This window comes from Polynucleobacter sp. (assembly GCF_040400325.1).
Taxonomy (GTDB): domain Bacteria; phylum Pseudomonadota; class Gammaproteobacteria; order Burkholderiales; family Burkholderiaceae; genus Polynucleobacter.
Window position 1 is genome coordinate 482664 of record NZ_JBBAQK010000001.1, and the last position, 25362, is coordinate 508025.

Genomic DNA, 25362 nt, shown 5'->3' on the forward strand with positions numbered 1-25362 from the left:
TAATGCCTTATGAAAAAGTTCGATATTTATCAGATTCTATTCGGTGTAACACTTTCAGTGATTGCCCTGTATTTCATGCTCAGGCCAACTAGTGGTCAAAGTGCTCCAAGTTCAGCCATCCCAACAGTTCAAATCGGCAAGGTCATTTGGGATCAAACAGAAATGACGATAGGAGATGTTAAGGGTTTTGCAGCCGCTACTGGCTTTGTCAGTGCAGCTGAAAAAAATGGCGGCGGACTTTCTTATGAGGCAGGATTTGTTAAAAAGCCTGGCTGGTCATGGAAAACCCCTTACGGTGTTCCTGCGAAGGATTTAGAGCCTGCTGTTCACCTCAATCAAAAGGAAGCTGAGTCCGCCTGTCGTTACTATGGAAAACGGTTACCCACAAATGATGAGTGGATATCAGCAGCATTCTTGGAGCAGCGTGCTACTCCGTCAGCTGGATACGTAAAAGGTCAGCGTTACCCTTATCCAGGCGGGAGCACTCCAGTGGTTTCGCATTGTCTGAATGGCTGCGGAGATTACAAAGGTTTAGCACCGGCAGGGGCACTCAATCGTGGTACGGGCCATGTCATTACAGGAACAACTAAGCCTGGTGTGAATGGGCTATTTGATATGGGTGGCAACGTTTGGGAATGGACTGCTACAGAGAGAGGTGGTGGTTACATTACACGCGGCTCCTCATGGTGGTATGGTCCAGAAAGACAGCAAGAAGCAGATGTGGAATCTAAGTCTGGTGATATCGCTGTGGTTTATATCGGATTTCGGTGTGTGGCCGATGCCGTGAAACAATAGGGAATGTCAAACCCAGCAATTGAATCTTCTGAAATTGAAGTAACGCCTGATTATCAGGCGGTCATCGATGCGATTGAACGTCGCGACCCCTATATCTTTGTTAGCGGTAAAGCCGGTACTGGTAAAACAACCCTGATTGGTTATCTTCGAGAAATTATCTCTGGTAATGTCGTCGTGGTTGCGCCAACAGGAGTTGCCGCACTCCAAGTCAAAGGAGTGACGATTCATTCCTTCTTTAGACTGCCACCTCGATTAATCTTTCCAGAAGAAGATATCAAGCCACTGCGTGATAAGCGACTCTATAAAGATATTCGCCTCCTCATCATTGATGAAATCTCGATGGTCAGGGCAGACGTGATTGATGCAATGGATTTATTCCTACGTGAAAATGGTCCGCAAAAAGGAAAACCCTTTGGCGGCATACAGGTAGTATTTGTGGGAGATTTATTTCAGCTGCCGCCAGTGGTGTCGAGTGCTGATATGCAAGTGCTATCGGAACGCGGCTATGAGGGGCCCTATTTTTTCTGTGCTATGGCTCTACACCGTAAGGATGTCACGATGGTTGAGCTATCCAAAATCTTTCGTCAAAAAGATGAACATTTTGCAAGCCTATTAAATCGAATTCGTATCAATCAAGATGTAGATGAGGCTATCGATATCCTCAATGCCCAATGTTTTCGTCACGATGCAGTAACCGATGAAGACACAATCACTCTGACTACTACGAATGTCAGGGCAGATCAGATCAATGGTGCAGGTCTTCGTGCGATTGAAAAGGATGCCAAAGTATATCTAGGTAAAACAACAGGCAAATTCAATTTAGACGAGCGTAATCTACCGTCTGCCAATACTCTGGCCTTGAAGGTTGGTGCCAAGGTGATGTTTACGGCAACGGATAGCAATTTTCCTAAACGCTGGGTTAATGGCACGATCGGTATCGTGCGTGAACTCCTTCCTGACAAGGTAAAGGTGATGGTAAAGAATGGCCCATACTCCAACACTCTTGAAGTGACAGCGCATCAATGGGAATCCTATCGCTACGACCATGACATGATGTCTGGAAAGATCTCACCCAGCATCATTGGTACCTATGAACAAATTCCACTAATGCTGGCATGGGCGGTAACTATTCATAAGAGTCAAGGTAAGACGCTAGAAAAAGTGAAAGTAGATCTTTCATCAGGAGCATTTGCATCTGGGCAAGTCTATGTTGCACTGAGTCGTTGCAAAACGATAGAAGGCATTTCTTTACAAAGACCGATTGAGCCCAAAGATGTGAGATGCGATCAAGAGATCAAGCGTTTTTACCTTAACTGCCTTATCACATAGGGTGAATTTATAGGGTCTTGACACCCCTTTTTTATAAGTTATAATATCGTTATAACTATGAATAAGAAAATAAGCCCTCTTACCCATCCAAGCCCATCAATCCAGGTTACGGTCAGGGCTATTGGTAACTCAAGGGGGGTTGTTATTCCAAAGCCCTTCCTTGAGCAAATTGGAATTCAGGAGGAGGTTGATATGTCAGTTGAAGGCGAAAAAATTATTCTAAGCAAACCAAAACACTTTCTTCGAAAAAATTGGGCAAATGATGCCAGTGCGATTGCACATATAGGTGAAGATCATTTGGTCCTAGGCGACTTCAATAATGAGCAGGATGGAGATTGGGTTTGGTAAGGAGTATGGTTACTCGTGGAGAGATTTGGTTAATTAACTTAGATCCTGCAAAAGGTAGTGAGATTAAAAAAACTCGACCATGTGTCGTAGTTTCACCTCAAGAAATGAATGATTATTTGCGTACAGTCATCATTGCGCCAATGACAACTAAGGGTAGACCAGCTGCATTTCGTGTGCCTATTACCTACGAACGAAAGCAGGGACTTATTTTGCTTGATCAAATTCGGACAATAGATAAGGCGCGTTTAGTGAAAAAGATTGGCTCTACCAACCCCAAGACCTTGCACGCTAGCTTGGCGGTTTTGCAAGAGACTTTCGCAATTTAGTTTATTTAAAATCCAGCAGCCAAGCCATCTCGCCGATGATCACTACCAGCGATATATGCAGTACCGGTATCTTCACTTAGCCTAGCAATCGCTTGGGCGCTACCAAAGTCCAAGCTATTCGGAGCTTGGATAGCCACTTCATGGCCGAGTGCTTTAAGTCCATCAATAATACTTTGCGGCATCGCTGCTTCAACAGTTAACTTACCTAAGTCATCAATACGCCAGCGCGGAGCATCTGAACAGGCTTGCGGATTAAGGGAGTCATCCACAAAGTGCATCACAAATTGAACATGACCTTGAGGTTGCATATTGCCGCCCATCACACCAAAAGCCATCGCGGGCTGATTTCCCTTGGTTAAAAACGCAGGAATAATTGTATGGAAGGGGCGTTTACCTGGGGCCACTTGATTAGGGTGCCCATAAACTAAGCTAAAGCCCATGCCGCGATTATGAAATGCAATACCACCAGGTGCTACCACTCCCGAACCAAATCCTTTGAAATTTGACTGGATATAGGAAATCATCATGCCAGATTCATCTGCAGCGCAAAGATAGACAGTGCCACCGGAGTGAGGGTCACAAGGACCGTAAGATCCTGACTTGTTGTGATCAATTAAAGCTGCGCGACTTGCTAAATATTTTTTATCTAAGAGCGCGCTTGGAGGTATCTTCATAGAAGATGAGTCAGATACATAAGCATAGGCATCTGCAAAAGCCATCTGCATTGCCTCGACTTGCAAATGAATGCGTTTTGCAGAATTGGCAGGGTATTGTTTTACGTTAGCCGCTTCTAAAATGCCCAGTGCAATTTGAGCGGCGATACCAGAACCATTTGGAGGTATCTCATGCAAGGTGTATTCACCATAATCAAATGCCAGAGGCTCAACCCGTTCTATTGTGTAGTTGGCAAAGTCCTGCATCGTAAAGCAACCACCCGTTGCTTGCGCAAAATCTACCATTTGTTTTGCCAATGGACCTTTATAAAAAGAGGCTGTTTTTGTTGCAGCAATCTCTTTCAGAGTTTTAGCCTGCTCTGGGTAACTCCAAATCTGACCTGCAGCAGGTGATTTACCATTTAATAAAAATGATTCAGAAAATCCAGGTTCATTTTTGAGAATAGGAACTGCTTCACCCCATTGACGTGCAATTACTGGAGATACTGGAAAACCATTTTCTGCGTAATCAATTGCACGCCTGAAGAGTTGTTCAAATGGTAGCTTGCCAAACTTGCGTGATAGTTCAATCCATCCAGCCACCATACCCGGGACAGTAACTGTTTTCCATCCAATCAAATCCATAGCAGCCTTACCTGCAAAATACTCAGGCGTCCAAGCAGCAGGAGCACGTCCTGACGCATTTAAACCATGTAGTTTTTTACCATCCCAAATCAGTGCAAAACCATCACCACCAATACCATTCATGGTGGGCTCTACAACTGTCAGAGTGATCGCAGTAGCCAGTGCGGCATCAACGGCATTGCCACCACTTTGGAGCGCTTCTATACCGGCTTGAGTCGCCAGTGGTTGTGAACTTGCTACGGAGTTTCTGGCAAGGACTGGAGCACGACCGCCACCAAAGGGAGGGGATATCAACATAGAGTATTTATAAGAGATAAGTAAGAAAAATTCAGTCGTTTAATCGACCTTAATATTGGCAGACTTGACTACTTTCTCCCACTTATCATGTTCTTTATTGGTAATTTCAGCCAGCTGCTCTGAGTTAGCAAATTGAGGATGAATTCCTTGTGTGGCCATACGTGCCTTGAAATCTGGATTAGTCAAAATCTTACGAATCTCACGCTCTAATTTTGCCACTACAGCTGGCGAAGTATTTTTAGGTACATAGACAGCAAAAAAGTTTTCAACTTCAAATTGTTTCATACCATCTTGGCCAAGGGTTGGGACATTTGGTATCAGAGGTGAGCGCTCTGTAGCAGCAATAGCGATAGGACGTAGCTTGCCACTTTGGACATGGGGCAATGATGCAGTCACACTATCAAACATCATCAAGGTGTTGCCGGCGATTAGATCGGGGAGGGCAAAACTACTTCCTTTATAAGGGATGTGTGTTCCGGTTGCTCCAATACGTTGCATGAACATAGTGGATTCAAGATGAGAGAGGCTGCCATTGCCTTGAGAGGCATAACTAAAGTCTCCCTTTTTAGACTTAATGAAAGCAATCAGTTCTGGTACATTTTTAGCGGGCACATTGGGATTGACGACAATTAAATGTGGCACTGTTCCGATCAGGGCAACTGGTATGAAATCCTTGCGTAAATCAGCAGGAGGATTTTTAAAGAGCGCTTGAGAAATAGCTTGATTTGTGAGGGCACTAATATGAATGGTATAACCATCGGGCGCTGCTTTTGCAGCAGCACCTAAACCAATCATGCCGCCAGCACCTGGTTTGTTTTCCACTATTACCGATTGACCCAAGGCTTCACTAAGTGGTGCAGTCACGGCGCGGGCAAATACATCAGTAGAGCCGCCAGCAGGAAAAGAGAGCACTGCAACAATCGTTTTTTTAGGCCAATCCGTTTCCGGTGCGCTGAAAGCTAAATTGACCAAGGAGAGAGATAGTAAAGCGCCAGTGATAAATCGATTAACAGAATTCATATGAGCCTCTTGTGATCCTTTGCGGAGATTGCAAAGTAAATGTATAAAAAAATGGTAAGTGTGGCATATCAATAAAAGTACGATAGTATTAAATTTAACTTCATTAGGCGCTAAAGAACATTAGGATTGATTATGCAGCCTTATCACCATTGGCCTTCATTAAAGAATATTACTCTCGAAGTAAAAAATGGCACTCGTTCAGCTCGCTCACAAGTTGAGCGCGCTTTGAGTTTAGCAAAGCAAGAAACCCTAGATTCTTCCATTTCCCCAACATTTATTTACTTGGATGTTGAAGGTGCGCTGGCAATGGCGGATGCCATTGATGCAAAAATCAAGCGGGGAGAGGATTGTGGAAATTTATGCGGCATTCCCTTTGCCGTAAAAGATAATATTGATTGGCTTGGTTTAGTCACCACAGCTGGAAGTCCCAAGGCATATTCCAAGAAGGCAAGCAAAAATGCTCCCGTTTTGCAGGGATTAATTGATCGTGGCGCCATTCCGATTGGAAAAGCCAATATGAATGAATGGGCTGTAGGATTAACTGGTGAAAATGCCCATTACGGAAATATCCCTAATCCACATCTAGAGGGCTGTCTCTCGGGTGGTTCATCGAGTGGCAGTGCTAGAGCAGTAGCAATCGGAATAGTGCCGATGGCACTTGGCTCTGATACAGGGGGCTCGATTCGGATGCCCGCTGCCTGGTGCGGAATCGTTGGTCTGCGGCCATCAAGCGAGTCATTCTCTTTGGATGGGGTAGTGCCACGCTCCAGATCTTTAGATGCTGTTGGTCCTCTGGTGAATTCACTAGAGGATTGTGATTACTTCTTAGGTAGCGCTTTTACTCCTAAATCTAGCCCGCTCACACCAGAAAATATCCCCAAATCCATCAAAATTGGGTGGGATCCTCGCCTCTTAGAGGGGATTGAGGCGCCGGTTCGCAAGGTCTTTATCCAATTTATGGACAATGCGCAGGCTAATCCTGCAGTTTCATTTGTAGAGCAGACTTGGCCTAGTTTTGCCGCAGCAACAGACTGCGCCATGACTATCTTACAAATCGAGTTTTTAAATGATTTCAAGGTGTTGTGTGGGGAAGTTGAGCTATTTACTGAGCATCTAGGTAAGCCCGTGATGAAGGAGCTTCGGCATTCTGTATCTCTTGAGCCCGAAGTACTAACAAAGGCATATGAGCAGTTGCTGCAGTTTCGTCAAGGCATGGACAACTTGCTAAGCTCAGTAGATATGCTTGCATTACCCTTAACGCCATGTGGTCCAGTTGAGGCAGCCAAACTCCCTGGGGCGGCTAAGCCCTTGAGAGAACTCAGTCTAGCAATGGGTGCCTCAGGCTTGCCTATTATAGGGATGCCTATTTACTCAGCAAAACATGGGCTAGGCTTGACTCCACCTAGTTTGGCGGGAGTCCAGTTTGTGGGCCAACAGTTTCAAGAGCACAAACTAATATATATGGTAAAAACTTACTTAGATGCACCAAGTTGAGGCGGTTAGGGTCCAAGTTGAAGCAATTAACCGATGCATTGGGATTGCACCCTTGTAGGGTTGGTGTTTGCAGTTAACAGACTGAAATGGTTAGTTTTGTAGTACGTTTTATTACGGAGACAATATGATAAATACATTAAGACGTTCAGTAATTTTGGCAGTAGTTCCTGTAGCTTTGGCATTTAGTGCCGCTATTATTGCCTTGCCAGCGCAGGCTCAGCAGCAAAAGACCTTAAAGTTTATTGCTCAGGCGGATCTGAAACTCTTAGATCCCATAGCGACAACTGCATACATCACTCGTAACCATGGCTATATGGTGTATGACACCTTGTTTGCTATGGATAGCAAGTTTGATATCAAACCGCAGATGGTTGATAAGTTCACCGTCAGCCCTGATAAAAAAACGTATACCTTTACATTACGTGATGGATTGAAGTTCCATGATGGCGCGCCAGTGAAGTCTGCTGACGTCATTGCTTCTATTGACCGTTGGTCAAAACGAGATGGCCTTGGTCAAAAAATGGCTGAGTCTACCGAGTCTTGGTCTGCTACGAATGACAAAACATTTGTTCTTAAGCTCAAAAAGCCATTTGCATTTGTATTGGATGCGCTAGGAAAGCCTTCCTCAAACGTGCCATTCATCATGCCTGAGCGGATTGCAAAGACCGATGCATTTACGAATATCACTGACCCTACAGGTTCAGGTCCGTTCAAGATGGTTAAGGATGAGTGGGTTCCTGGCAGCAAAGTGGTTTATGTAAAGAATACTGACTATGTGCCACGCAAAGAAGCTCCATCTTGGGCCTCTGGTGGTAAGGTTGTAAAAGTGGATCGCGTAGAGTGGCTTTACATCCCTGATTCAGCTACTGCTGCTAATGCTTTAGGCAATGGCGAGGCTGACTGGTGGGAACAGATGCCACCGGATCTCATTCCGCTCCTTGCTAAAAATAGTAGCGTGAAGGTGGAAAACATTGATCCCTTAGGTTCAATGGGGATGATTCGCTTTAATTTCTTACACCCACCATTTAATAATGAAAAAATGCGTCGTGCAGTAGCGATGGTTGTAAATCAACAAGATTACGTACTAGGGATTGCTGGTAGCGCAGATAACGGTAAGCCCTGCGCGTCCTACTTTACTTGTGGCACACCCTTGGCGAGCAATGTTGGCTCATCTTTATTGACCGGTAAGCGTGACTTCGAGGCAGCTAAAGCGCTGATCAAAGAATCTGGTTACAAGGGTGAAAAGATTGTCATTATTTCTGCAGCTGATCAGCCTATTGTTCAGTCTCAGTCACTTTTGACAACTGAGTTGCTGCGTAAATTAGGTTTGAACGTAGAGTTGCAAGCAGGCGATTGGGGTAGCTTAATTACTCGTCGTACTTCTAAAGAACCAGTTGAAAAGGGTGGATGGTCGATTTTCCATACATGGTTGGTTGGTCCTGACCTTCTTAACCCTGGTGTGAACTTTGCAATTCGTGGCAATGGTGACAAGGCTTGGTTTGGTTGGCCTTCAGATCCTAAGATAGAATCATTGCGTGAGGCCTTTTTTGAGGCTCCAAACGCAGGCGCAGCTAAAAAGGCAGCGGAAGCGGTGCAGGGACGTGCATTTGAGTTCTTGCCTTATGTTCCAACTGCCCAGTTTATTTTGCCAACCGCATATCGCACTAATTTATCTGGAATCATTGTGGCACCAATGGCATTTCTTTGGAATGTGGAGAAAAAATAATTTCCTTTTTGTTTAAGAGTGTAGGGGTTATTTTTTGCTTTCATACATAGTAAGGCGTTTGGGCGCAACGATAGTTGTTATGGCTGTCGTTGCGTTCTTTGTTTTTTCACTGCTCTATCTCACTCCTGGGGATCCTGCGGCAGTGATTGCAGGGGATGTTGCCACCGCAGAAGATATCGCGCGCATTCGTCAATCCTTAGGATTGGATCAACCTTTTTTAGTCAGATTTGGTAATTGGGTTTGGGCCCTTCTTCATGGTGACTTAGGCACCTCTATTTTTAATAATCTGCCCGTATCTAAGTTAATTTCTCAGAGGGTAGAGCCCACCTTATCCTTAACCATTTGTACCTTAATTGTGGCTATTGTGACTTCTGTGCCTTTGGGCGCTATTGCAGCAGCCCGTGCAGAGAGCAAGTTAGATCACGCCATCATGGGATTTTCGGTACTTGGATTTTCTTTGCCGGTCTTTGTGCTTGCTTATCTATTGATCCTACTTTTTTCATTGCAATTACAGTGGTTGCCAGTACAAGGTTATCGACCGATCAGTGAGGGTCTTTGGCCTTGGTTCCGCCATTTAATTTTGCCTAGCTTGGCCTTAGGAACAGTGTATGCAGCTCTGATAGCCCGCATTACTCGTGCCAGCGTTTTGGATGTTTTGTCCCAAGACTATATTCGTACAGCTCAGGCAAAGGGATTGAAAGAGCGAGATATTATGATTCATCACGCTCTTAAAAATGCGGCTGTACCTATTATTACGGTGATTGGTATTGGCATTGGTTTATTGATCTCCGGTGCGGTAGTTACTGAAACGGTATTTGCTATACCTGGAATTGGAAGATTGACCGTTGATGCCATTTTGCGTCGTGACTATCCTATTATTCAGGGGGTCATTCTGATTTTTTCAGCGACCTATGTGATTATCAATCTTGTGATTGATCTGTCATACGTCTTTTTTGATCCGCGCATTCGCTACTAATGAGCATGAGCAATCATTCAAGCCTGAACTCCGCCGATTGGTCGGGAAGACTCTTTAGAGTGAGTCATTTTTTTAAAGAGAAATTACCAGCTCTTTACAAACGCTATCCCTTTGCCGTCATTGGAGCTGCAACCTTAATCTTGATGAGCTTTATTGCCATATTTGCCCCTTATTTGGCTACAGTAGATCCACAAGCGGTCACTCCTTTGAATCGCTTGAAGCCTCCAAGTTGGGAGAATTGGTTTGGCACTGATGCACTAGGGCGAGATGTTTACAGTCGGGTAATGTATGGAACACGTGTATCTCTGACGGTAGGAATTGCAGTAGCTTTTTTAAGTACAGCGATCGGCATGGCCATCGGATTGATAACCGGTTTTGTTAGGTGGTTGGATCCGATTGTGATGCGGATCATGGATGGATTGATGTCGATCCCCTCTATTTTGCTAGCGATTGCTTTGATGGCCTTAACCAAGGCAAGTATTGAGAATGTCATCCTTGCGATTACCTTGGCAGAGGTGCCTAGAGTCGTGCGTCTAGTCCGTAGTTTAGTTTTAAGTTTACGAGAGCAACCCTATGTTGAAGCCGCGGCTGCATCTGGAACGCCCTTGATCAAAACTTTATTACGACATATTCTTCCTAATATTGCCGCGCCATTGCTGGTTCAAGCAACTTACATCTGTGCTTCTGCAATGATTACTGAGGCAATATTATCTTTTATTGGCGCTGGAACGCCGCCCAATATTCCTAGCTGGGGAAATATTATGGCTGAGTCACGCAGCTTGTTTCAGATTGCTGGCTATCTAATTTTGTTTCCTTCTATTTTTCTGTCGGCAACAGTCTTGGCAGTGAACTATTTGGGTGATGGCTTGCGCGATGCTTTAGATCCTCGCTTATCCAGGAGAATGTAGGCGATGAGTCAAACCACTGGAAAACCGATTTTAGAAGTGAATGATTTACGTACTTATTTTTATACGCGTGATGGTGTTGTGCGTTCGGTTGATGGCGTTTCTTTCTCTGTATCTGAAGGTGAGACACTAGCAATCGTCGGCGAATCAGGGTGCGGTAAAAGTGTTACCTCTTTATCAATTCTGCGTTTAATTGCATCTCCTCCAGGGAAGATTGTTTCTGGTTCGATCAAATTTCATGGTGAAGATTTATTGGGCTTCTCAGACGAACAGATGCGCGATATACGCGGCGATAAGATCTCCATGATCTTCCAAGAGCCGATGACCTCTCTAAATCCAGTACTCACTATTGGTAGACAAATAGGAGAAGTTCTAGAGTTACATCGTCAGTGCACCAAAGAGGAAGTCCGCACCCGGATCCTCGAGCTACTGAAGATGGTCAATATTCCTGAACCAGAAAGTCGGATTGACGAATATCCTCATCAACTTTCAGGTGGTATGCGCCAGCGCATCATGATTGCCATGGCTTTGGCTTGTGATCCTGAAATTTTGATCGCAGACGAGCCTACAACAGCTTTAGATGTCACGATTCAGGCACAAATTCTTAATTTAATGCGCGAACTCAGAGATCGGACTAGGGCGGCGATTATTTTGATCACCCACGACTTGGGTGTTGTTGCAGAAATGGCTCAACGTGTGGTGGTGATGTATGCCGGTCGTAAGGTTGAAGAAGCTAACGTATTCGATTTGTTTGAAAAGCCTATGCACCCATACACCCTGGGTCTTTTAAACTCTATGCCACGCTTAGATGATGCTGCATCAAAGCGCTTAGTAGAGATTCCGGGAATGGTTCCTTCAATGCGAACCGAGATTGTGGGTTGTGCTTTTGCTCCGCGCTGTTCATCTGCGACTGAGCGCTGTACCCAGGAGTCTCCAGTACTCAAAGATTGCGGTGATCAGCATTGGGTGGCATGCTGGAACCCTGTTTTGGTCAAGGCTAGTGTATGAGTAAGACTGCAAATAAGCTTTTAGAGCTTAAAAATTTATGCAAACACTATCCTATACGTAAAGGGATCCTCAGTCGAATTTCTGGCTATGTACATGCAGTTGATGGAGTCAGCTTTTCGATATATGAAGGTGAGACACTGGGATTGGTTGGGGAAAGTGGCTGTGGAAAATCCTCTGTTGGACGCACAATTCTTCGTCTAATGGATCCCAGCGCAGGTAAGATCTATTGGAAGGGCGAACGAATTGATCAACTGACAAGATCCCAAATTCGCCCCTACAGAAAAGAAATTCAAGCAGTATTTCAAGATCCGTACTCTTCTTTAAATCCGCGTATGCGAGCAGCGGACATTGTTTCGGAGCCTTTGAGGAACTTTGAGAAACTCTCCCAAGCCGAAGGCCGAGAGAGGGTACGCGAACTTTTTGCCTTGGTAGGTTTGCGTCCCGATCAAATGTTGCGTTACCCGCATGAATTCTCAGGTGGACAGCGCCAACGTTTAGGTATAGCTAGAGCACTATCAGTTAAACCTAAGCTCATCATGTGTGATGAGCCAGTATCCGCATTGGATGTATCGGTTCAGGCTCAAGTGATTAATCTTCTGGGTGATTTACAAAAAGAATTCGGTGTCTCCTATCTATTCATCGCCCATGACTTGGCAGTGGTAAAGCATATTAGTCATCGTATTGCAGTGATGTATTTAGGACGCATTGTTGAGCTAGCAGAAACAGCAGATCTATTTAATCGCCCATCTCATCCTTATACAGAAGCCTTGCTCTCAGCAGTACCTATTCCCGACCCTAAGCATCAGCGTAAGCAAATTGTGCTGGGCGGTGATGTCCCAAGTCCAATCAATCGACCAAGTGGCTGTCATTTCCATACCCGCTGCATTTATGCTCAAGAGCGTTGCAAGGTAGAAGAGCCTAAATTAGAAGAGACTTCGCCTGGACATTTTGTTGCTTGCCACTTTAAATTAAATACCTAGTCAGTTAAATACTTAATGTCCAAATAGCAGTAGCGATCAACAGCGCGGCTAAGAAGTAGTTAAATACAACAAGACGTTTGCCCGTGCCAAGCCAGGTCTTAAAAAGAGCTCCAGCTAGGGCGTAGCTCATATTGCTAACAAACGCAAAGAACATGACTACCGCACAAGCTAACATCAGGCGTTCGTCCGGATTGGTGCTCGGCTGGCCTTCTGCATAAATAATCCAAGAGCCCATGATGGTAACGGCCAATAGCCAAACTTTGATATTCAGAAATTGAATGAATACGCCTTTGATGAACCCCATGTTTAGCCTAGCGGGATTGACTTCATGAAGCTGCTTACTTTTACAAAGCTTTAGGGCTAACCAAATTAAATAGGCGCAACCCAAGATTTTGATGCCAAGACGAATACTGGGGATTTCAGCGACTAAAGCGCCAATACCAAAGCCGCAGGCAAGCATAATCATCAGCCATCCAAATGGCACAGCGCAGGCAAAAGGGAGTGTGCGTCGTAATCCCTCATTAGTCGCGATGGCAGTTGTGAGCATTGTGTTTGGACCAGGAGAGAAGGTCATCGCTGCACAAAAAAAGATCAGAGCAATGAATTCATTGAAGCTAAAAATAGATAGCATGTTCAATACCGTATAAATTAGGCTAGATTTTCAGATCTAGTGGGTATATCGGACGCCTAATGTGCTGAATATCAAACCAATCATAGTTAGAGCTTGTAGGGCCGCCTTGATCAGAGTCACACTCAACAAAGCCTTTGCTGAATGGGAAAAAAACAGGTCGACAATACATTCTGGACTTGAGCAGCACATAGGTTTTAGATTGCAGATCAACACCAAGGCTAGTCATGACAGCAATGTCATAAGGTTCAACCCGTTCTGAGCTAATCACAATTTGGGCATCCTTTGTTTCAAATAGAACACTTGGACCCATATTGAGAATTGAGCCATTAAATATTGGACCAGTGACTTTGATCTTGCCATCACTAATCGCTTTAACAACGCCGGTAAGTTTTAGGGGTTGTTTGCGTACACCGCGATAAGTCCAGCCAGATTTATTTCCAAGCTCAATGTCTACGGGCTGATGGAGTCCGACCTGAATGAGTTTTTGCACGGTCTCTGGGTCAGCGATAGGTCCAGCCGCTATATTACTTAAACCAAATTGAAGGGCAGATTCTAAAATATCGGTGGTATCACAAGGTCCACCAGACATCACGTTATCGCTGTGATCTAGTAGTAAAACCGGACCTGGTGTTGTCAAGCTCGCGAGTTCACGTGCTGTATTGAGTGCTTGCTCAATGGGAATGCTCTCATAAATAAAGCCATCTGCTTGGGACAGAATCATTGCTTGGAGTTCATCGGCAACTTGATTCTCCAGTTCAGAAAAGTGAGGGTGATGTTGATCGGCAACCACTATTACAGACATCCCGGCATCATGAAAGTCGGCCAGACTAAAGCCAGCCAAAATAGAGATTCCTAAAATACCTGGCTTTTTTTCCATTGTGATAGCTGCTTGCACGGCAGCTTTCATGGCACCCTCATTGGTATTGCTTCTCAGAGTATGAGATAGCAAGGGAATTTGACGATAAGCCATTAAGGGCTTGATTTTCCCCATAAGCATGTCTCGTAAAAGCTCGCCAGCGTGCAGGCCCGTTTCATACATATCAATATGAGGATAAGTTTTGAAACTCACCATAACATCACAGTTCTCAACCATGGCAGGAGTGACATTAGCGTGTAGATCAAGTGCTACTGCAACTGGGATATTGGGTGCAATCGAGCGAATGCGTTTTAAGAGGTCACCTTCACCGTCCACTGCGAACTCCGAAACCATGGCACCATGCAGATCGAGCAAAACAGCATCACAACCTTGTTGAACAGCGTCCACAATGCTATTACAAATACGCTCATATGCTTTTCTATCAACGGTTCCGCTGGGATTAGAAAATGCACATACCGGCGTCACAATTTGCACATTCTCGTTTTTGGCAATCTGGATAAAGGCACCCATTGCCGTTCTTGCATTTTCTTGATCTTGATAAGCATCCTGATTCCAGAGTGGATTGAATGCCTCTAGTGGAGTGGGGATAGGCGAGAATGTATTGGTTTCATGCTGAAAGCGCGCGATGACCCATTTACCTAAACTCTTTTTCTCTTGCATCAGACCTACCGTATAGATTAGTTAGTGACTGGCTTGGCAAATGCCAGCATGGAGTGAAGCAGAACATTGGCTCCGGCTTCGAGATGCTCAGATTTAGCATCTTCAATTTCGTTATGGCTAACACCATCTTTACAGGGTATGAAAATCATACCAGTAGGAGCCAAACGATTCATATAGATAGCATCATGCCCAGCTCCCGACACCACATCCATCTGTGAGTAGCCTAAGTCAATGGCTGCCTGCCTAATGGTATCAACGCAGTTGGCATCAAAATTACAGGGTGGAAAGTAAGACACTTCCTTTAAATCGATTGCAATCGATTTCTCACTCGATACTTGCGCAATGTAGTCCTTTAGAAGGGCAGTCATCTTTTCCAGTATTACAGAATCTGGATGCCGTATATCAATCGAAAATTGAACTTGGCCAGGAATCACATTTCTACTATTTGGAAAAACTTGAACCATGCCAACAGTACCTCTGCCGTGCGGCTTAAATTCATTGGCAATGGCCACTACCTTTTGCATAATACTTGTCGCATGTTGTAGGGCGTCAATTCGAATATCCATGGGTGTTGGGCCCGCATGAGCCTCAAAGCCTTTTACTGTGCAATCAAACCAGCGTAAGCCCATGACAGCAGGCACCACCCCAATGACCTTATCTTGATGTTCAAGAACGGGGCCTTGTTCAATATGCGCCTCAAAGTATGCGCCACACGGATGTTCACCTGGAGTTTGTTCTCCCAGAAAACCAATACGTTGCAATTCATCTTTCACTTTTTTGCCTGCAGTATCGCTTGCCCCATAAGCATGTTCCAGAGTGACCGCTCCTGCAAAGACACCAGAGCCCATCATGACTGGAGTAAAGCGCGAGCCTTCTTCGTTTGTCCAAAAAACCACCTCAATCGGGGCTTCGGTTTCTATTTCATGATCAATCAGTGTCTCAATCACTTCTAGGCCAGCAAGCACGCCATAATTGCCATCATACTTACCGCCAGTAGGCTGTGTATCGATGTGACTGCCGGTCATGACAGGAGGAAGTTGTGCATTCTTACCTGGGCGACGCATAAAGGTATTACCAATTTGATCGGTAGTAATCTCAAGACCTAAACGACGGGCTTTTTCTACCACCCACAGACGTCCTTGTTTATCAAGATCAGTCAGCGCAAGTCGGCAAACTCCACCCTTTGGTGTAGCTCCAATTTGTGCGAGCTCGAGCAGTGATTGACATAACCTATCAGCGCGGATTCGAAGATCGCGTAATGGACTTGCGCTAGTCAAAACTAAAACGCCTTCTTTAGAACCTTACCAAAGGTCTCAAGGAAAGATTGGACTTCAGTTGGAGTGGCAACGAAGGGTGGTGCAAGTGCGATGGTATCTCCAGTGATGCGAACCAAGATGCCATTTTCTATACAGCTCTCTAGAACTTGCATACCTCGTAAGCCAGGCTTTCCTGCAATTGTCTCTAAATCTAAGCCAGCAGCAACCCCGCAGTTACGAATGTCTAATATTCCAGTCATGCCTTTAAATGAATGAGCACCTTCTTCTAAAACCTTTTCTAATACTTTGGTTTTTTCCATGATGCCATCGTTCTCAAAGATATCTAGTGAAGCATGAGCTGCTGCAGTCGCAATAGGGTGGCCGGAGTAGGTAAATCCATGGAAAAATTCTACGGCTTGTTCTTGACCGCCAGCATTGACGATCGTGTCATAAATATCTCCACGAACAATCACGCCGCCCATCGGGATGACGCCATTGGTAATGGCTTTAGCAAATGTGATCATGTCAGGTTTTACGCCAAAACGTTCTGCGCCAAAATTAGCAGCTAAACGGCCAAAGCCTGTAATGACTTCATCAAAAATCAAAAGAATGCCGTGTTTGTCGCAGATCTCACGAATTTTTTGCAAGTAGCCAACCGGTGGAACAATCACACCAGTAGAGCCTTGAACGGGTTCTAAAATAACAGCGGCAATATTGCTAGCGTCATGCAGCATGACGATGCGCTCTAAGTCATCAGCCAAGTGGGCTCCCCAAGTGGGCATCCCTTTTGAAAACGCCATCTGAGAAAGATTCAGTGTATGGGGGAGGTGATCAACACCAGGCACCATCATTGAGCCAAACGATTTTCTATTGGTTGGAATCCCGCCAACTGAGATACCCCCAATACAACCACCATGATATGCACGTTCACGTCCTATGAAACGAACGCGACTCGCATCACCCTTAGCCCGATGGTAGGCAATGGCAATTTTGAGTGAAGTATCTACAGCTTCTGAACCAGAGTTCACAAAAAATACTTTATTTAAACCTGGAGGTGCGTACTGAGTGATTCTTTCAGCAAGGCGAAATGTTTCTGGTCCAGCCATTTGAAAGGCAGGAACATAATCCATTTTTTGATATTGCTTTTGAATAGCTTCAATGATGCGCGGGTCACCATGCCCGAGGGGCGAAGTCCAAAGACCAGAGGCGCCATCAAATAATTTACGGCCATGATCATCCGTGTAATAAACACCTTTAGCGGCCACCATAATCTTTGGTTTACTTTTAAAGTAACGATTCGGTGTGTAGGGCATCCAATAGGCATCCATATTGATGGCATTGGCAGATGATTCTGTTTCTTTAAATTGTGATGTCTCAATTTTCATTATGTTCTTACCCCTAGGTGATCAATGTTGCTGCCAATCAATGATAAGCCTTTCAAAGAGGGCTGTAGATTGGGTTATTTTCTCGGTATAGCAAAACTCGTTTGTTTGATGTGCCATTTCTGGCTGCCCTGGGCCTAAGATCACCGTTGGAGGATCGCCAATCAGGCCCTTCAGGGCTGATGCATCAGTAAAGTAAGAGATCGACTTAGGGGTGGCCTCTATGCCATTAATTGCCTGGCATTGAGCATAGACGGTTTTGATCCAAGGGTCGTCTGGCGAGGTATATATTCCCTCGACATCCATGATGGTTTCTAGCTTGATATTAGGCCCAAGTACTTTGCATAAACAGCCATAGATGTGTTTATGACTTTGTCCAGGTACGGTGCGAATATCTAGAGTCATTTCTGCTGCATCGGGAACAGAGTTGATATTCAGACCAGCCTTAGCAGTACCGACATTCATTGTCCCTTGGCCCATTAAATCGTGGGGCGGGGTGTCGAACTGAAACGATTCCATCAGGAGCGCACCCTTAGCCAGTTTGTAGAATGCGTTATCTCCTCTTTCGGGCATCGATCCATGAGCTGTAATACCTTCTGCTTTTGCTCTTAACCAATAAGCCCCTTTATGGCCAATGATGGGTTCATTTGCAGTAGGCTCAGCAACAATGAAGCAGCCTACATGACTAATGAAATCGATTACCTGTTTTTGGGCTGCTATATAAAAAGCCCCCTCACAGCCTGTCTCTTCGCCTGCAGTAATAATCAGGCTGACTCCATTACCATTTTTGGATTGTTCAGCAGTGCGCATGGCGGCCACCACAAATGCCGCAATGCCACTTTTCATATCACTTGAACCACGTCCATAAAGCTTGCCATCATGAATCTCACCACCAAATGGGTCATGGTCCCACTGACGATCTCCTAGGGGAACCACATCTACGTGACCTGTAAAGCAGATATTGGCTTTTCCTTTGGCACCTGGAATACGTGCCACGATACTGCGCCTTCTCGGAGCAAAGTCGACATTCATGAATTCAAAATGAGCAGACTTTAATAATTGCGTTAAGTAATCGCACAGCTCATCCTCGTTGCCAGGCGGATTAATTGTATTAAAGCGAATGAGATCTTGGGTTAACTGAATTGGGTCTGGAATATTCATTGAGTGATTAGGCTCTATCTTGTTTCTGCTGATAACTTAGTATAGTAAGTCACTTGTTAAAAAGGTGATAAATCACTGGGATAGCTACTGCGCTAATCACACCATTTAAACCCATTGCTAAGCTAGCATAGGTACCCGCCTCAGGGTGAATGCTAAAGGCTCTAGAAGTCCCTATGCCATGGGCACCTACCCCAATAGCAAAGCCTCTTTGCCACCATGCTTTAATGCCAAGGGCATTGAGAACAAAGGGCGCCAAGATAGCCCCCAGAATTCCGGTACTGACCGCAAAAATGGCCGTAAGGGTGGGGGAAACGCCAATACGCTCTGCAATACCCATGGCAATGGGCGCAGTGACTGATTTAGGGTACATCGCACCAGTGATGCTGGAATCGGCGCCAAGTAGGGTTGCTATGCCTACTGCACTAGCAATGGAGATGAGCCCGCCAGCGGCCAAGGAAAAAACCAGCGGAATAGATCGGCCCTTAAGGCTATGTAAGCCCCGGTAAATAGGAATGGCTAAAGAGACCGTTGCAGAACCAAGTAAGAAGTGAATAAATTGAGCGCCTTCAAAGTAGGTGGAATAGGGCATTTCTATGACTTGAATCATGCAGGCCACCAGAAGAATAGCGATCGCTACAGGATTGGCTAGAGGGTTTTGTTTGCTCTTCTGATATAAAGTAAGGCCGATCTGGTATGCAGCCAGAGTAATAAATAGGGCAAATAGTGGGCTTCCAGAAAGGTAGACCCAAATTTCAACAATGGAATGTTGTTTACTCATGAACCGTTTTTTTGCTGAGTAAGCGCGCCACCACGGCACTTACTGCAATCGTCAAGACCACACTGCCAACTAATGCACTAATAATGGCTAAGGCATTGGCTTTAAGCTGAGGCAAAAACAGCACCACGCCAACAGCAGCTGGCACGAAAAGAAGTCCCAAATGCTGACTAAAGCCATCTGCCACCATCGCTAGTTCTGTATTAACCCCCTTGCGAATGACGAGCCATATAACCAAGAGAACTAGCCCAATGACAGGGCCTGGAAGGGAGGGTAATAAAAATTGAGAGACTAATTCACCAAGACTTTGAAAAAGCAGTATTTGGACAAGACCGAAAATCATTCTTTGATCTTACTGCGCCCTATTTATGTTGCAAAGCAATATTTCAATTTATCGTTAAGATAAGCACAACATCAGTAGGGTATAAAAGCAGAGATTCATTCTCAGTAGAGGAATTTCTAGATTACAAAAACCAATAGGAGAGCATTTATGGCCGATTTAAACATCAACGGCAAGAAGTACAAGATCGACGTAGATCCCAATACACCATTGCTGTGGGTTATTCGTGAGCAGGTTGGCCTTACCGGCACTAAATATGGTTGCGGAATCGGTGCTTGTGGTGCTTGTACGGTACTGTTTGATGGTCAGGCGTTACGTAGTTGTGCTATTCCGGTGTCTGCTGCCCAAGGCAAGAAAATTGAAACGATTGAAAGTCTAGAAAAGAATGGTCAACTTTCGAAAGTCCAAAAAGCCTGGGTTGATAACCAAGTCCCACAGTGTGGCTACTGCCAATCTGGCATGGTGATGGCAACTACAGCGCTTTTGCGCAATAGCCCAAAACCGACTGACGCACAAATTGACGCAGCGATTACTAATATCTGTCGTTGTGGAACTTTTCAAGAAGTACGTGCAGCCATTCATGCCGTCAGCAAAGCCTAAGGGAATCGAAATGACTACTAATACAAATACTTCCCGTCGTCACTTTATTGTTGGTTCTAGTGCTGTTGCTACTGGTCTTGCAATTGGTTTTGATCTTTCTTTTAACTCTGCGGCTAACGCTGCAATTGGAACTGGCACGACTGCCATGACTCCACTAGTTACACCAGAAATTGGCGTGTGGGTGGTGGTAAAGCCAAACGATGATGTGGTCGTTCGTATTGTGCGCTCAGAAATGGGTCAAGGCACGATTACTGGTTTGGCACAAATGGTTGCTGAAGAGCTCGAGTGTGATTGGAAAAAAGTTTCTTATGACTATCCATCGCCTGCGGAAAATCTCATACGTAATAAAGTATGGGGTAGTTATTCCACCGGTGGCAGCCGAGGCATTCGAACATCAGAGCAGTATGTTCGCAAAGGCGGTGCGGCAGCGCGAATCATGCTAGTTCAAGCGGCAGCCAATCAATGGAATGTGCCTGCTTCTGAGTGCGTAGCTTTGAATAGCGTCATTACTCATACCCCTTCGGGACGTAAAACTACTTTTGGTAAGGTTGCTGTTGCGGCATCTCAGTTAGAAGTGCCAAAAGAAGTTCCTTTAAAGGATCCAAAAGACTGGAAGCTGATTGGTAAATCAGTCAATCGAATTGACGGAACGGCAGATAAGGTTACTGGTCGTCAGGTTTATGCAATTGACTTAAAGCTACCCGGTATGTTGGTGGCCACCATTAAAGAGTCACCAGTATTTGGTGGCAAGGTTAAGAGCTACGATGCTAGCAAAGCTTTGAGCATGAAGGGCGTTAAGAAAGTAGTGCAAGTAGGTGATACTGCAGTAGCAGTGGTTGCCGATACTTTTTGGCAAGCCAAAACTGCTTTAGATCAAGTGAACATTGTTTATGATAACGGCGCGAATGGCAATGTATCCAGTGCTTCGATAAAGAAGATGCTTGAAGATGGCCTAAATGCAGAAGATACTTTTGTTCACAATTCCAATGGTGATGTCAAAGCAGCTATCACTGGAGCTTCCAAGACTATCGAGGCAACTTACTTCTATCCATTTTTAAATCATGCGACTCTCGAACCACAAACTGCTACGGCAAAGTGGACGGCAGATTCCTGTGAGGCATGGGTACCAACCCAAGATGGTGAAGCCTCATTGGCGGCAGTGATTGCTGCCTCTGGATTGCCTGCTGAAAAATGCAACGCTTATAAAGTCAACTTGGGTGGTGGCTTCGGTCGTCGTGGTGCTTTTCAAGATTACACCACTCAAGCAGTCAATATTGCCAAGCAAATGCCTGGTACGCCAATCAAATTGATCTGGACTCGTGAAGAGGATATGACTCAGGGTCGTTATCACCCGGTGACGATGTGCAAGATGACAGCGGCTATTGATGATCAGAAAAACGTTACAGCTTTAAATATCCGTTTATCGGGGCAATCTATTTTAGCTGCCGTTAGGCCTGCAGTAGTGGCGGCAAACAAAGGTAAAGATCCAGTGACATTCCAGGGACTGGAGCCTCTGGGTGAGCATGCCATTACGTATAGTTTCCCCAATTTAAAGGTTGATCATGCAATGCGCAATACGCATGTGCCTCCTGGTTTCTGGAGAGGCGTGAACGTTAATCAAAATGCAATCTTTATTGAAACCTTTATGGATGAAATGGCAGAAGCTACTGGCATGGATGCGGTCGAGTTTCGTCGTAAACACATGAAAGAGTTCCCGCGTGCAGTTGCAGTATTGAATGCTGTAGCTGATGGGATTGGCTGGACTAAGCCAGCAGCACCTGGTGTTTATCGTGGCGTTGCTCAAATGCGATCCTTTGGCAGTTATGTAGCTGCAGCCTGTGAGCTTTCTGTTACTAATGGTACCGATGTGAAGATTCATCGCATCGTTGCCGCGACTGATCCAGGCTATGTTGTTAATCCTGCACAGGTTGCTCGTCAGGTCTCTGGTTCATTTATGTATGGATTATCAGCGCTATTTGAAGAAGAAATTACGATCGAACAAGGTGCTGTAGTACAGAAGAACTTCGACACCTTTAACTCCATTCGCCTCTACCAAATGCCTAAGGTTGAAACCATCACTATTCAAGGCGGTGGCAAGGACTGGGGTGGTGTAGGTGAGCCAACGATTGCAGTAGCAGCACCAGCAGTGCTCAATGCTTTTTACCGTGCAACAGGTAAACGCTTGCGGACTGTGCCTTTGAAAAACAGCGGCATTAAGCTGGTTTAACAGTATTACTGTGAAACGGCTACGATGAGAATGAGGTATGTACTAGTATCGCTGTTACTAGTCATCCTCAGTCTTGGTTCTGTGCACGCGCAAACCACGGGAGGGGATTTACTGATTGAATCCCTTACAGCATCACCAGGCGATTCAGTAAGAGGGCGATCAATCGTTGCAAGCCGTCAAACAGGACTATGTCTGTTGTGTCATAGCGGCCCTTTTCCTGAAGAGCGTTTTCAGGGTAATTTAGCACCGGACTTGACCGTTAGTGCAGGAAGGCTAACCACTTCCCAGTTAAGGGCACGAATCATCGATGCTAGTCGATTTAATTCTGGTACGATCATGCCGACCTATTACAAAGCGCAGAATCTTCAACGTGTAGCACCAAAGTTTATTGGCCAATCCATATTGAATGAGCAAGAGATTGAAGATGTGGTGGCTTTCTTAGCAAGTCTTAATAAGCAGAGCATGCAATGACAATGAAATTTAATCTTCCTTTCACGATCAAAAGACGTCAGTGGTTAAGGCGCATCCAAGATCTTGGATTAATCGCAGTTGGCGTTTGGTTTAGCCCTGGAACAGTATTTGCTAAGCCTGAAGATGCACATGCTGCAATAAAAACAATTACTGGTGGAGCAACAATCAATGAGGGTCGAGTGAAATTGATCATCCCACCATTAGTTGAAAATGGTAATTTAGTCGTCTTAAAAGTTAGTGTTGAGAGTCCGATGACGGCCAATAATTACGTCAAGGCCATTCATATAGTGGCCGAAGGTAACCCTGTCCCTAATATTTTTACTGCATACCTGACACCTCGATCTGGTAAAGCAAACCTCACGACTCGTGTGCGGCTTGCCGATAGTCAACTGGTCTGGGCTATAGCCCAAATGAATGACGGGAGTTTTTGGCAGGGCTCAGCTGAAACCTTAGTCACACTTTCTGCATGTACGGAGATGGTATGAGTAAAACATCACGCACCTCTCTTACAGTTCCTGCACAGGCAAAGAAGGGTTCCATCATTGAGATTCGGGCAATTGCACAACATGATATGGAGTCTGGTTTTCGATATACCGAGAGTGGAAAACTCATACCCCGCGATATCATCCGTGTATTTACTTGCACTTATAACAATGTAGAAGTGTTCAAGGCCGATTTCTATGCTGGCATTGGCGCTAATCCATTAATCATCTTCACGACGGTTGCAGTAGAAAGTGGTGAGCTAGAGTTTAAGTGGGTAGGGGATGATGGTTATGAGGCAGTGAATCGGGCACGAATTACGGTTTCGTGAAACAGCAACTAGCCCTTTACCTCTTAGGCGCCTATTGCGCTCTGCTATTTACCTCACCAGCAGTATTTGCAGCAACAGATGCCCATTCCAAAAAGCAACAATCAAGCTATGAACTCATGTCGGCCGAGAACAAGGCTATGCAAGACGACCCTAGCTTAAATCCTGCATTGTTTTGGGTGGGAGATGGTGAAAGCTTATGGAATACACAGCTAGGCACTAAGAATAAGAGTTGTCTAAGCTGTCATGGTGATGTCAAAAAGTCGATGCGAGGTGTCGCGACCAAATTTCCAAAAATAATCAATGGAAAATTACAAACCCTGGAAGGTCAAATCAATCAATGTCGAGAGAATCGACAAGGCACAGCAAAGCTTAGCTATGAAAGTAAAGAGCTCTTAGCATTAACTGCCCTGATTGCTAGCCAATCAAAAGGTATGCCGATTGCAGTAAAAGAAACACCAGCTAATCAAGAATCTTTACAAAAGGGGCGCGATTGGTTTAACCAAAGAATGGGACAACTCAATTTATCTTGCGCTCAATGTCATGAGGACAGAGCAGGGCTTAAGTTGGGAGGGAGTTTGATTCCCCAAGGTCACCCCAATGCCTATCCTATTTATCGCTTGGAATGGCAAACCTTGGGATCTTTACAGCGGCGTTTACGTAACTGCATGAGTGGGGTGCGAGCTCAGCAATTTGAGTATGGATCAACAGAGATGGCCCAGCTTGAATTATTTTTAATGTGGCGTGCACGGGGTATGCCGATGGAGTCTCCTGGGGTAAGACCCTAATGAGTGATCTTATAAAACTTAGTCAGACAAGACCTCTCAAAATTCTGATTGCTACTTTGCATTCAGCGGTGCAAGATCTGCTGGGCCCCAATAGAGTTCGCTTTTATCCGTAATGCCAGGCATTGCAATATCTACACATATCGCTTTTCCCCCAACTAGATTAAACAAACTACAGTCTTTCTTAGTTGCGGCGGAAGTGGCATGTTCTAAGGGAGATTTACCAGTGGTCACAGTAGAAGCCACACTTGCAGCTGTAGCAGGATTAGCAACGGCTGCTGTGGTAGCTGCAGAACCAGCCGTACTGGCAGAGGCAGTTCCCATACTGCCTAAAGCTGCTAATGGTGCAGCACAGGCGTTGAGTAATAAGGTGAAAATGAGTAGTGCCCCCAATTCGAGGGCAGATAGCGAAGAATGATTAAATCTACTTACTACGGCACGCAACATTAAATACTCCTGCAGCCCATGACCCATTTTCAACAGGTTCAAATGCACTATCAGGTGTTTTTACAGACTCAAAGATGTAAGGTTTTTTAACGACAGTAGGGGGAACTTTAAGATCTTTACCGTCCCTACTCGGATACATTTTGACTTCTAATGGGCGATATTGTACGGAGCTGCAATCATATTCATTTAGCCCCACAATCGAGTTTACAAATTCATCCGTTTTTGGATCCTTACCAGTTTTCTTAAAGCTCAGCATAGACATGATTTGAGCTTTATCGCCATCCAGCTTTAATGTGGTGACGTCTACTAGGACAACGGTTTGCTCATTTTGACCAATTTCTTGCCACGCCGCCAAAACATTCCCTGTTAAGGAAAGAGAGAGTACGGCGATAGAGAGGTGGGCGATACTTTTCTTCATGGATCTGATTTCCTATGGGGAG

27 protein-coding genes are annotated in these 25362 nt (G+C 45.1%); 16 read left to right on the forward strand and 11 right to left on the reverse strand.

Going from position 1 to position 25362, the window contains the following annotated elements:
• Positions 1 to 9: 9 nt before the first annotated feature.
• Genes ABWP14_RS02350 through ABWP14_RS02365 form a run of 4 tightly spaced genes read left to right on the forward strand, consistent with a single transcriptional unit; the run spans position 10 to position 2798 of the window.
• Positions 10 to 795, forward strand: coding sequence for an SUMF1/EgtB/PvdO family nonheme iron enzyme (locus tag ABWP14_RS02350; RefSeq protein ID WP_353201357.1), 786 nt, complete (start codon positions 10 to 12; stop codon positions 793 to 795).
• Positions 796 to 798: 3 nt separating this feature from the next.
• On the forward strand, positions 799 to 2124 hold the full coding sequence (locus ABWP14_RS02355) for an ATP-dependent DNA helicase (RefSeq protein ID WP_353201358.1): 1326 nt from the start codon (positions 799 to 801) through the stop codon (positions 2122 to 2124).
• A gap of 57 nt (positions 2125 to 2181) precedes the next feature.
• Complete coding sequence (locus tag ABWP14_RS02360; RefSeq protein WP_353201359.1) at positions 2182 to 2472, forward strand: AbrB/MazE/SpoVT family DNA-binding domain-containing protein; 291 nt, start codon at positions 2182 to 2184, stop codon at positions 2470 to 2472.
• Between the two features lie 5 nt (positions 2473 to 2477).
• Positions 2478 to 2798, forward strand: a complete 321-nt coding sequence (locus ABWP14_RS02365; protein WP_353201360.1) for a type II toxin-antitoxin system PemK/MazF family toxin — start codon at positions 2478 to 2480, stop codon at positions 2796 to 2798.
• Between the two features lie 5 nt (positions 2799 to 2803).
• On the opposite strand, the gene ABWP14_RS02370 is transcribed toward ABWP14_RS02365, so the two are convergent.
• Both ABWP14_RS02370 and ABWP14_RS02375 read right to left on the reverse strand, forming a co-directional pair.
• Positions 2804 to 4393, reverse strand: a complete 1590-nt coding sequence (locus tag ABWP14_RS02370; RefSeq protein WP_353201361.1) for a gamma-glutamyltransferase family protein — start codon at positions 4391 to 4393, stop codon at positions 2804 to 2806.
• Positions 4394 to 4432: 39 nt separating this feature from the next.
• Complete coding sequence (locus ABWP14_RS02375) at positions 4433 to 5413, reverse strand: Bug family tripartite tricarboxylate transporter substrate binding protein (protein WP_353201362.1); 981 nt, start codon at positions 5411 to 5413, stop codon at positions 4433 to 4435.
• A gap of 132 nt (positions 5414 to 5545) precedes the next feature.
• Between ABWP14_RS02375 and ABWP14_RS02380 the strand changes: the two genes are divergently transcribed.
• The 6 genes from ABWP14_RS02380 (at position 5546) to ABWP14_RS02405 (ending at position 12502) form a co-directional block, all read left to right on the forward strand.
• Positions 5546 to 6907: an amidase gene (locus ABWP14_RS02380; RefSeq protein ID WP_353201363.1), complete on the forward strand. Its 1362-nt coding sequence runs from the start codon at positions 5546 to 5548 to the stop codon at positions 6905 to 6907.
• Positions 6908 to 7031: 124 nt separating this feature from the next.
• Complete coding sequence (locus tag ABWP14_RS02385; protein WP_353201364.1) at positions 7032 to 8633, forward strand: ABC transporter substrate-binding protein; 1602 nt, start codon at positions 7032 to 7034, stop codon at positions 8631 to 8633.
• Positions 8634 to 8667: 34 nt separating this feature from the next.
• A complete protein-coding gene (locus tag ABWP14_RS02390; protein ID WP_353201365.1) occupies positions 8668 to 9609 on the forward strand; it encodes an ABC transporter permease in 942 nt (313 codons plus the stop codon).
• A gap of 5 nt (positions 9610 to 9614) precedes the next feature.
• Positions 9615 to 10517 carry an ABC transporter permease gene (locus tag ABWP14_RS02395; RefSeq protein WP_353201366.1) on the forward strand — a complete coding sequence of 301 codons (903 nt, stop codon included), beginning with the start codon at positions 9615 to 9617 and terminating at the stop codon, positions 10515 to 10517.
• Positions 10518 to 10520: 3 nt separating this feature from the next.
• Positions 10521 to 11522: an ABC transporter ATP-binding protein gene (locus ABWP14_RS02400; protein WP_353201367.1), complete on the forward strand. Its 1002-nt coding sequence runs from the start codon at positions 10521 to 10523 to the stop codon at positions 11520 to 11522.
• Positions 11519 to 12502, forward strand: a complete 984-nt coding sequence (locus ABWP14_RS02405; protein ID WP_353201368.1) for an ABC transporter ATP-binding protein — start codon at positions 11519 to 11521, stop codon at positions 12500 to 12502. The genes ABWP14_RS02400 and ABWP14_RS02405 overlap by 4 nt, the downstream gene beginning before the upstream one ends.
• Before the next feature lie 4 nt (positions 12503 to 12506).
• Here the strand turns inward: ABWP14_RS02405 and ABWP14_RS02410 are convergent, their stop codons facing one another.
• The 7 genes from ABWP14_RS02410 to ABWP14_RS02440 are packed head-to-tail and all read right to left on the reverse strand — an operon-like array spanning position 12507 to position 19587.
• Positions 12507 to 13133, reverse strand: a complete 627-nt coding sequence (locus ABWP14_RS02410; protein WP_353201369.1) for a LysE family translocator — start codon at positions 13131 to 13133, stop codon at positions 12507 to 12509.
• Positions 13134 to 13155: 22 nt separating this feature from the next.
• Complete coding sequence (locus tag ABWP14_RS02415) at positions 13156 to 14670, reverse strand: M81 family metallopeptidase (RefSeq protein ID WP_353201370.1); 1515 nt, start codon at positions 14668 to 14670, stop codon at positions 13156 to 13158.
• A 17-nt stretch (positions 14671 to 14687) separates the two neighbouring features.
• Entirely contained in the window at positions 14688 to 15947 is a 1260-nt protein-coding gene (locus ABWP14_RS02420; protein ID WP_353201371.1) for a Zn-dependent hydrolase, read from the reverse strand.
• Between the two features lie 2 nt (positions 15948 to 15949).
• Complete coding sequence (aptA, locus tag ABWP14_RS02425; RefSeq protein ID WP_353201372.1) at positions 15950 to 17311, reverse strand: omega-aminotransferase AptA; 1362 nt, start codon at positions 17309 to 17311, stop codon at positions 15950 to 15952.
• Positions 17312 to 17332: 21 nt separating this feature from the next.
• Entirely contained in the window at positions 17333 to 18469 is a 1137-nt protein-coding gene (locus ABWP14_RS02430; RefSeq protein WP_353201373.1) for a M20 family metallopeptidase, read from the reverse strand.
• A 49-nt stretch (positions 18470 to 18518) separates the two neighbouring features.
• Entirely contained in the window at positions 18519 to 19247 is a 729-nt protein-coding gene (locus ABWP14_RS02435; protein ID WP_353201374.1) for an LrgB family protein, read from the reverse strand.
• The gene (locus tag ABWP14_RS02440; protein WP_353201375.1) at positions 19240 to 19587 is read right to left on the reverse strand and encodes a CidA/LrgA family protein; all 348 of its coding nucleotides are present in this window, start codon (positions 19585 to 19587) and stop codon (positions 19240 to 19242) included. Before ABWP14_RS02440 ends, ABWP14_RS02435 begins: the two co-directional genes overlap by 8 nt.
• Before the next feature lie 147 nt (positions 19588 to 19734).
• Between ABWP14_RS02440 and ABWP14_RS02445 the strand changes: the two genes are divergently transcribed.
• From ABWP14_RS02445 to soxA, 6 genes are read left to right on the forward strand one after another with little or no spacing between them, the layout of a single operon-like run.
• Positions 19735 to 20184, forward strand: a complete 450-nt coding sequence (locus tag ABWP14_RS02445) for a (2Fe-2S)-binding protein (RefSeq protein WP_353201376.1) — start codon at positions 19735 to 19737, stop codon at positions 20182 to 20184.
• A 10-nt stretch (positions 20185 to 20194) separates the two neighbouring features.
• Complete coding sequence (locus ABWP14_RS02450; RefSeq protein ID WP_353201377.1) at positions 20195 to 22411, forward strand: xanthine dehydrogenase family protein molybdopterin-binding subunit; 2217 nt, start codon at positions 20195 to 20197, stop codon at positions 22409 to 22411.
• A 24-nt stretch (positions 22412 to 22435) separates the two neighbouring features.
• On the forward strand, positions 22436 to 22882 hold the full coding sequence (gene soxX, locus ABWP14_RS02455) for a sulfur oxidation c-type cytochrome SoxX (RefSeq protein ID WP_353201378.1): 447 nt from the start codon (positions 22436 to 22438) through the stop codon (positions 22880 to 22882).
• Complete coding sequence (locus tag ABWP14_RS02460; protein ID WP_353201379.1) at positions 22879 to 23367, forward strand: SoxY-related AACIE arm protein; 489 nt, start codon at positions 22879 to 22881, stop codon at positions 23365 to 23367. The genes soxX and ABWP14_RS02460 overlap by 4 nt, the downstream gene beginning before the upstream one ends.
• Positions 23364 to 23693, forward strand: coding sequence for a thiosulfate oxidation carrier complex protein SoxZ (locus tag ABWP14_RS02465; RefSeq protein WP_353201380.1), 330 nt, complete (start codon positions 23364 to 23366; stop codon positions 23691 to 23693). Before ABWP14_RS02460 ends, ABWP14_RS02465 begins: the two co-directional genes overlap by 4 nt.
• Entirely contained in the window at positions 23690 to 24478 is a 789-nt protein-coding gene (gene soxA / locus ABWP14_RS02470; RefSeq protein ID WP_353201381.1) for a sulfur oxidation c-type cytochrome SoxA, read from the forward strand. The genes ABWP14_RS02465 and soxA overlap by 4 nt, the downstream gene beginning before the upstream one ends.
• Positions 24479 to 24529: 51 nt before the next feature.
• On the opposite strand, the gene ABWP14_RS02475 is transcribed toward soxA, so the two are convergent.
• Positions 24530 to 24922 (reverse strand): hypothetical protein, encoded by a 393-nt coding sequence (locus ABWP14_RS02475; RefSeq protein WP_353201382.1) that lies wholly within the window; start codon positions 24920 to 24922, stop codon positions 24530 to 24532.
• Positions 24900 to 25340, reverse strand: coding sequence for a surface-adhesin E family protein (locus tag ABWP14_RS02480; RefSeq protein WP_353201383.1), 441 nt, complete (start codon positions 25338 to 25340; stop codon positions 24900 to 24902). Before ABWP14_RS02480 ends, ABWP14_RS02475 begins: the two co-directional genes overlap by 23 nt.
• Between the last annotated feature and the right edge of the window lie 22 nt (positions 25341 to 25362).

Excerpts from the sequence above, each read along its gene's own strand:
- ABWP14_RS02350 (WP_353201357.1), top strand. The coding sequence starts at position 10 with ATGAAAAAGTTCGATATTTATCAGATTCTATTCGGTGTAACACTTTCA.
- ABWP14_RS02355 (WP_353201358.1), top strand. The coding sequence starts at position 799 with ATGTCAAACCCAGCAATTGAATCTTCTGAAATTGAAGTAACGCCTGAT.
- ABWP14_RS02360 (WP_353201359.1), top strand. The coding sequence starts at position 2,182 with ATGAATAAGAAAATAAGCCCTCTTACCCATCCAAGCCCATCAATCCAG.
- ABWP14_RS02365 (WP_353201360.1), top strand. The coding sequence starts at position 2,478 with ATGGTTACTCGTGGAGAGATTTGGTTAATTAACTTAGATCCTGCAAAA.
- ABWP14_RS02370 (WP_353201361.1), bottom strand. The coding sequence starts at position 4,393 with ATGTTGATATCCCCTCCCTTTGGTGGCGGTCGTGCTCCAGTCCTTGCC.
- ABWP14_RS02375 (WP_353201362.1), bottom strand. The coding sequence starts at position 5,413 with ATGAATTCTGTTAATCGATTTATCACTGGCGCTTTACTATCTCTCTCC.
- ABWP14_RS02380 (WP_353201363.1), top strand. The coding sequence starts at position 5,546 with ATGCAGCCTTATCACCATTGGCCTTCATTAAAGAATATTACTCTCGAA.
- ABWP14_RS02385 (WP_353201364.1), top strand. The coding sequence starts at position 7,032 with ATGATAAATACATTAAGACGTTCAGTAATTTTGGCAGTAGTTCCTGTA.
- ABWP14_RS02395 (WP_353201366.1), top strand. The coding sequence starts at position 9,615 with ATGAGCAATCATTCAAGCCTGAACTCCGCCGATTGGTCGGGAAGACTC.
- ABWP14_RS02400 (WP_353201367.1), top strand. The coding sequence starts at position 10,521 with ATGAGTCAAACCACTGGAAAACCGATTTTAGAAGTGAATGATTTACGT.
- ABWP14_RS02405 (WP_353201368.1), top strand. The coding sequence starts at position 11,519 with ATGAGTAAGACTGCAAATAAGCTTTTAGAGCTTAAAAATTTATGCAAA.
- ABWP14_RS02410 (WP_353201369.1), bottom strand. The coding sequence starts at position 13,133 with ATGCTATCTATTTTTAGCTTCAATGAATTCATTGCTCTGATCTTTTTT.
- ABWP14_RS02415 (WP_353201370.1), bottom strand. The coding sequence starts at position 14,670 with ATGCAAGAGAAAAAGAGTTTAGGTAAATGGGTCATCGCGCGCTTTCAG.
- aptA (WP_353201372.1), bottom strand. The coding sequence starts at position 17,311 with ATGAAAATTGAGACATCACAATTTAAAGAAACAGAATCATCTGCCAAT.
- ABWP14_RS02430 (WP_353201373.1), bottom strand. The coding sequence starts at position 18,469 with ATGAATATTCCAGACCCAATTCAGTTAACCCAAGATCTCATTCGCTTT.
- ABWP14_RS02435 (WP_353201374.1), bottom strand. The coding sequence starts at position 19,247 with ATGAGTAAACAACATTCCATTGTTGAAATTTGGGTCTACCTTTCTGGA.
- ABWP14_RS02440 (WP_353201375.1), bottom strand. The coding sequence starts at position 19,587 with ATGATTTTCGGTCTTGTCCAAATACTGCTTTTTCAAAGTCTTGGTGAA.
- ABWP14_RS02445 (WP_353201376.1), top strand. The coding sequence starts at position 19,735 with ATGGCCGATTTAAACATCAACGGCAAGAAGTACAAGATCGACGTAGAT.
- ABWP14_RS02450 (WP_353201377.1), top strand. The coding sequence starts at position 20,195 with ATGACTACTAATACAAATACTTCCCGTCGTCACTTTATTGTTGGTTCT.
- soxX (WP_353201378.1), top strand. The coding sequence starts at position 22,436 with ATGAGAATGAGGTATGTACTAGTATCGCTGTTACTAGTCATCCTCAGT.
- ABWP14_RS02460 (WP_353201379.1), top strand. The coding sequence starts at position 22,879 with ATGACAATGAAATTTAATCTTCCTTTCACGATCAAAAGACGTCAGTGG.
- ABWP14_RS02465 (WP_353201380.1), top strand. The coding sequence starts at position 23,364 with ATGAGTAAAACATCACGCACCTCTCTTACAGTTCCTGCACAGGCAAAG.
- ABWP14_RS02475 (WP_353201382.1), bottom strand. The coding sequence starts at position 24,922 with ATGTTGCGTGCCGTAGTAAGTAGATTTAATCATTCTTCGCTATCTGCC.
- ABWP14_RS02480 (WP_353201383.1), bottom strand. The coding sequence starts at position 25,340 with ATGAAGAAAAGTATCGCCCACCTCTCTATCGCCGTACTCTCTCTTTCC.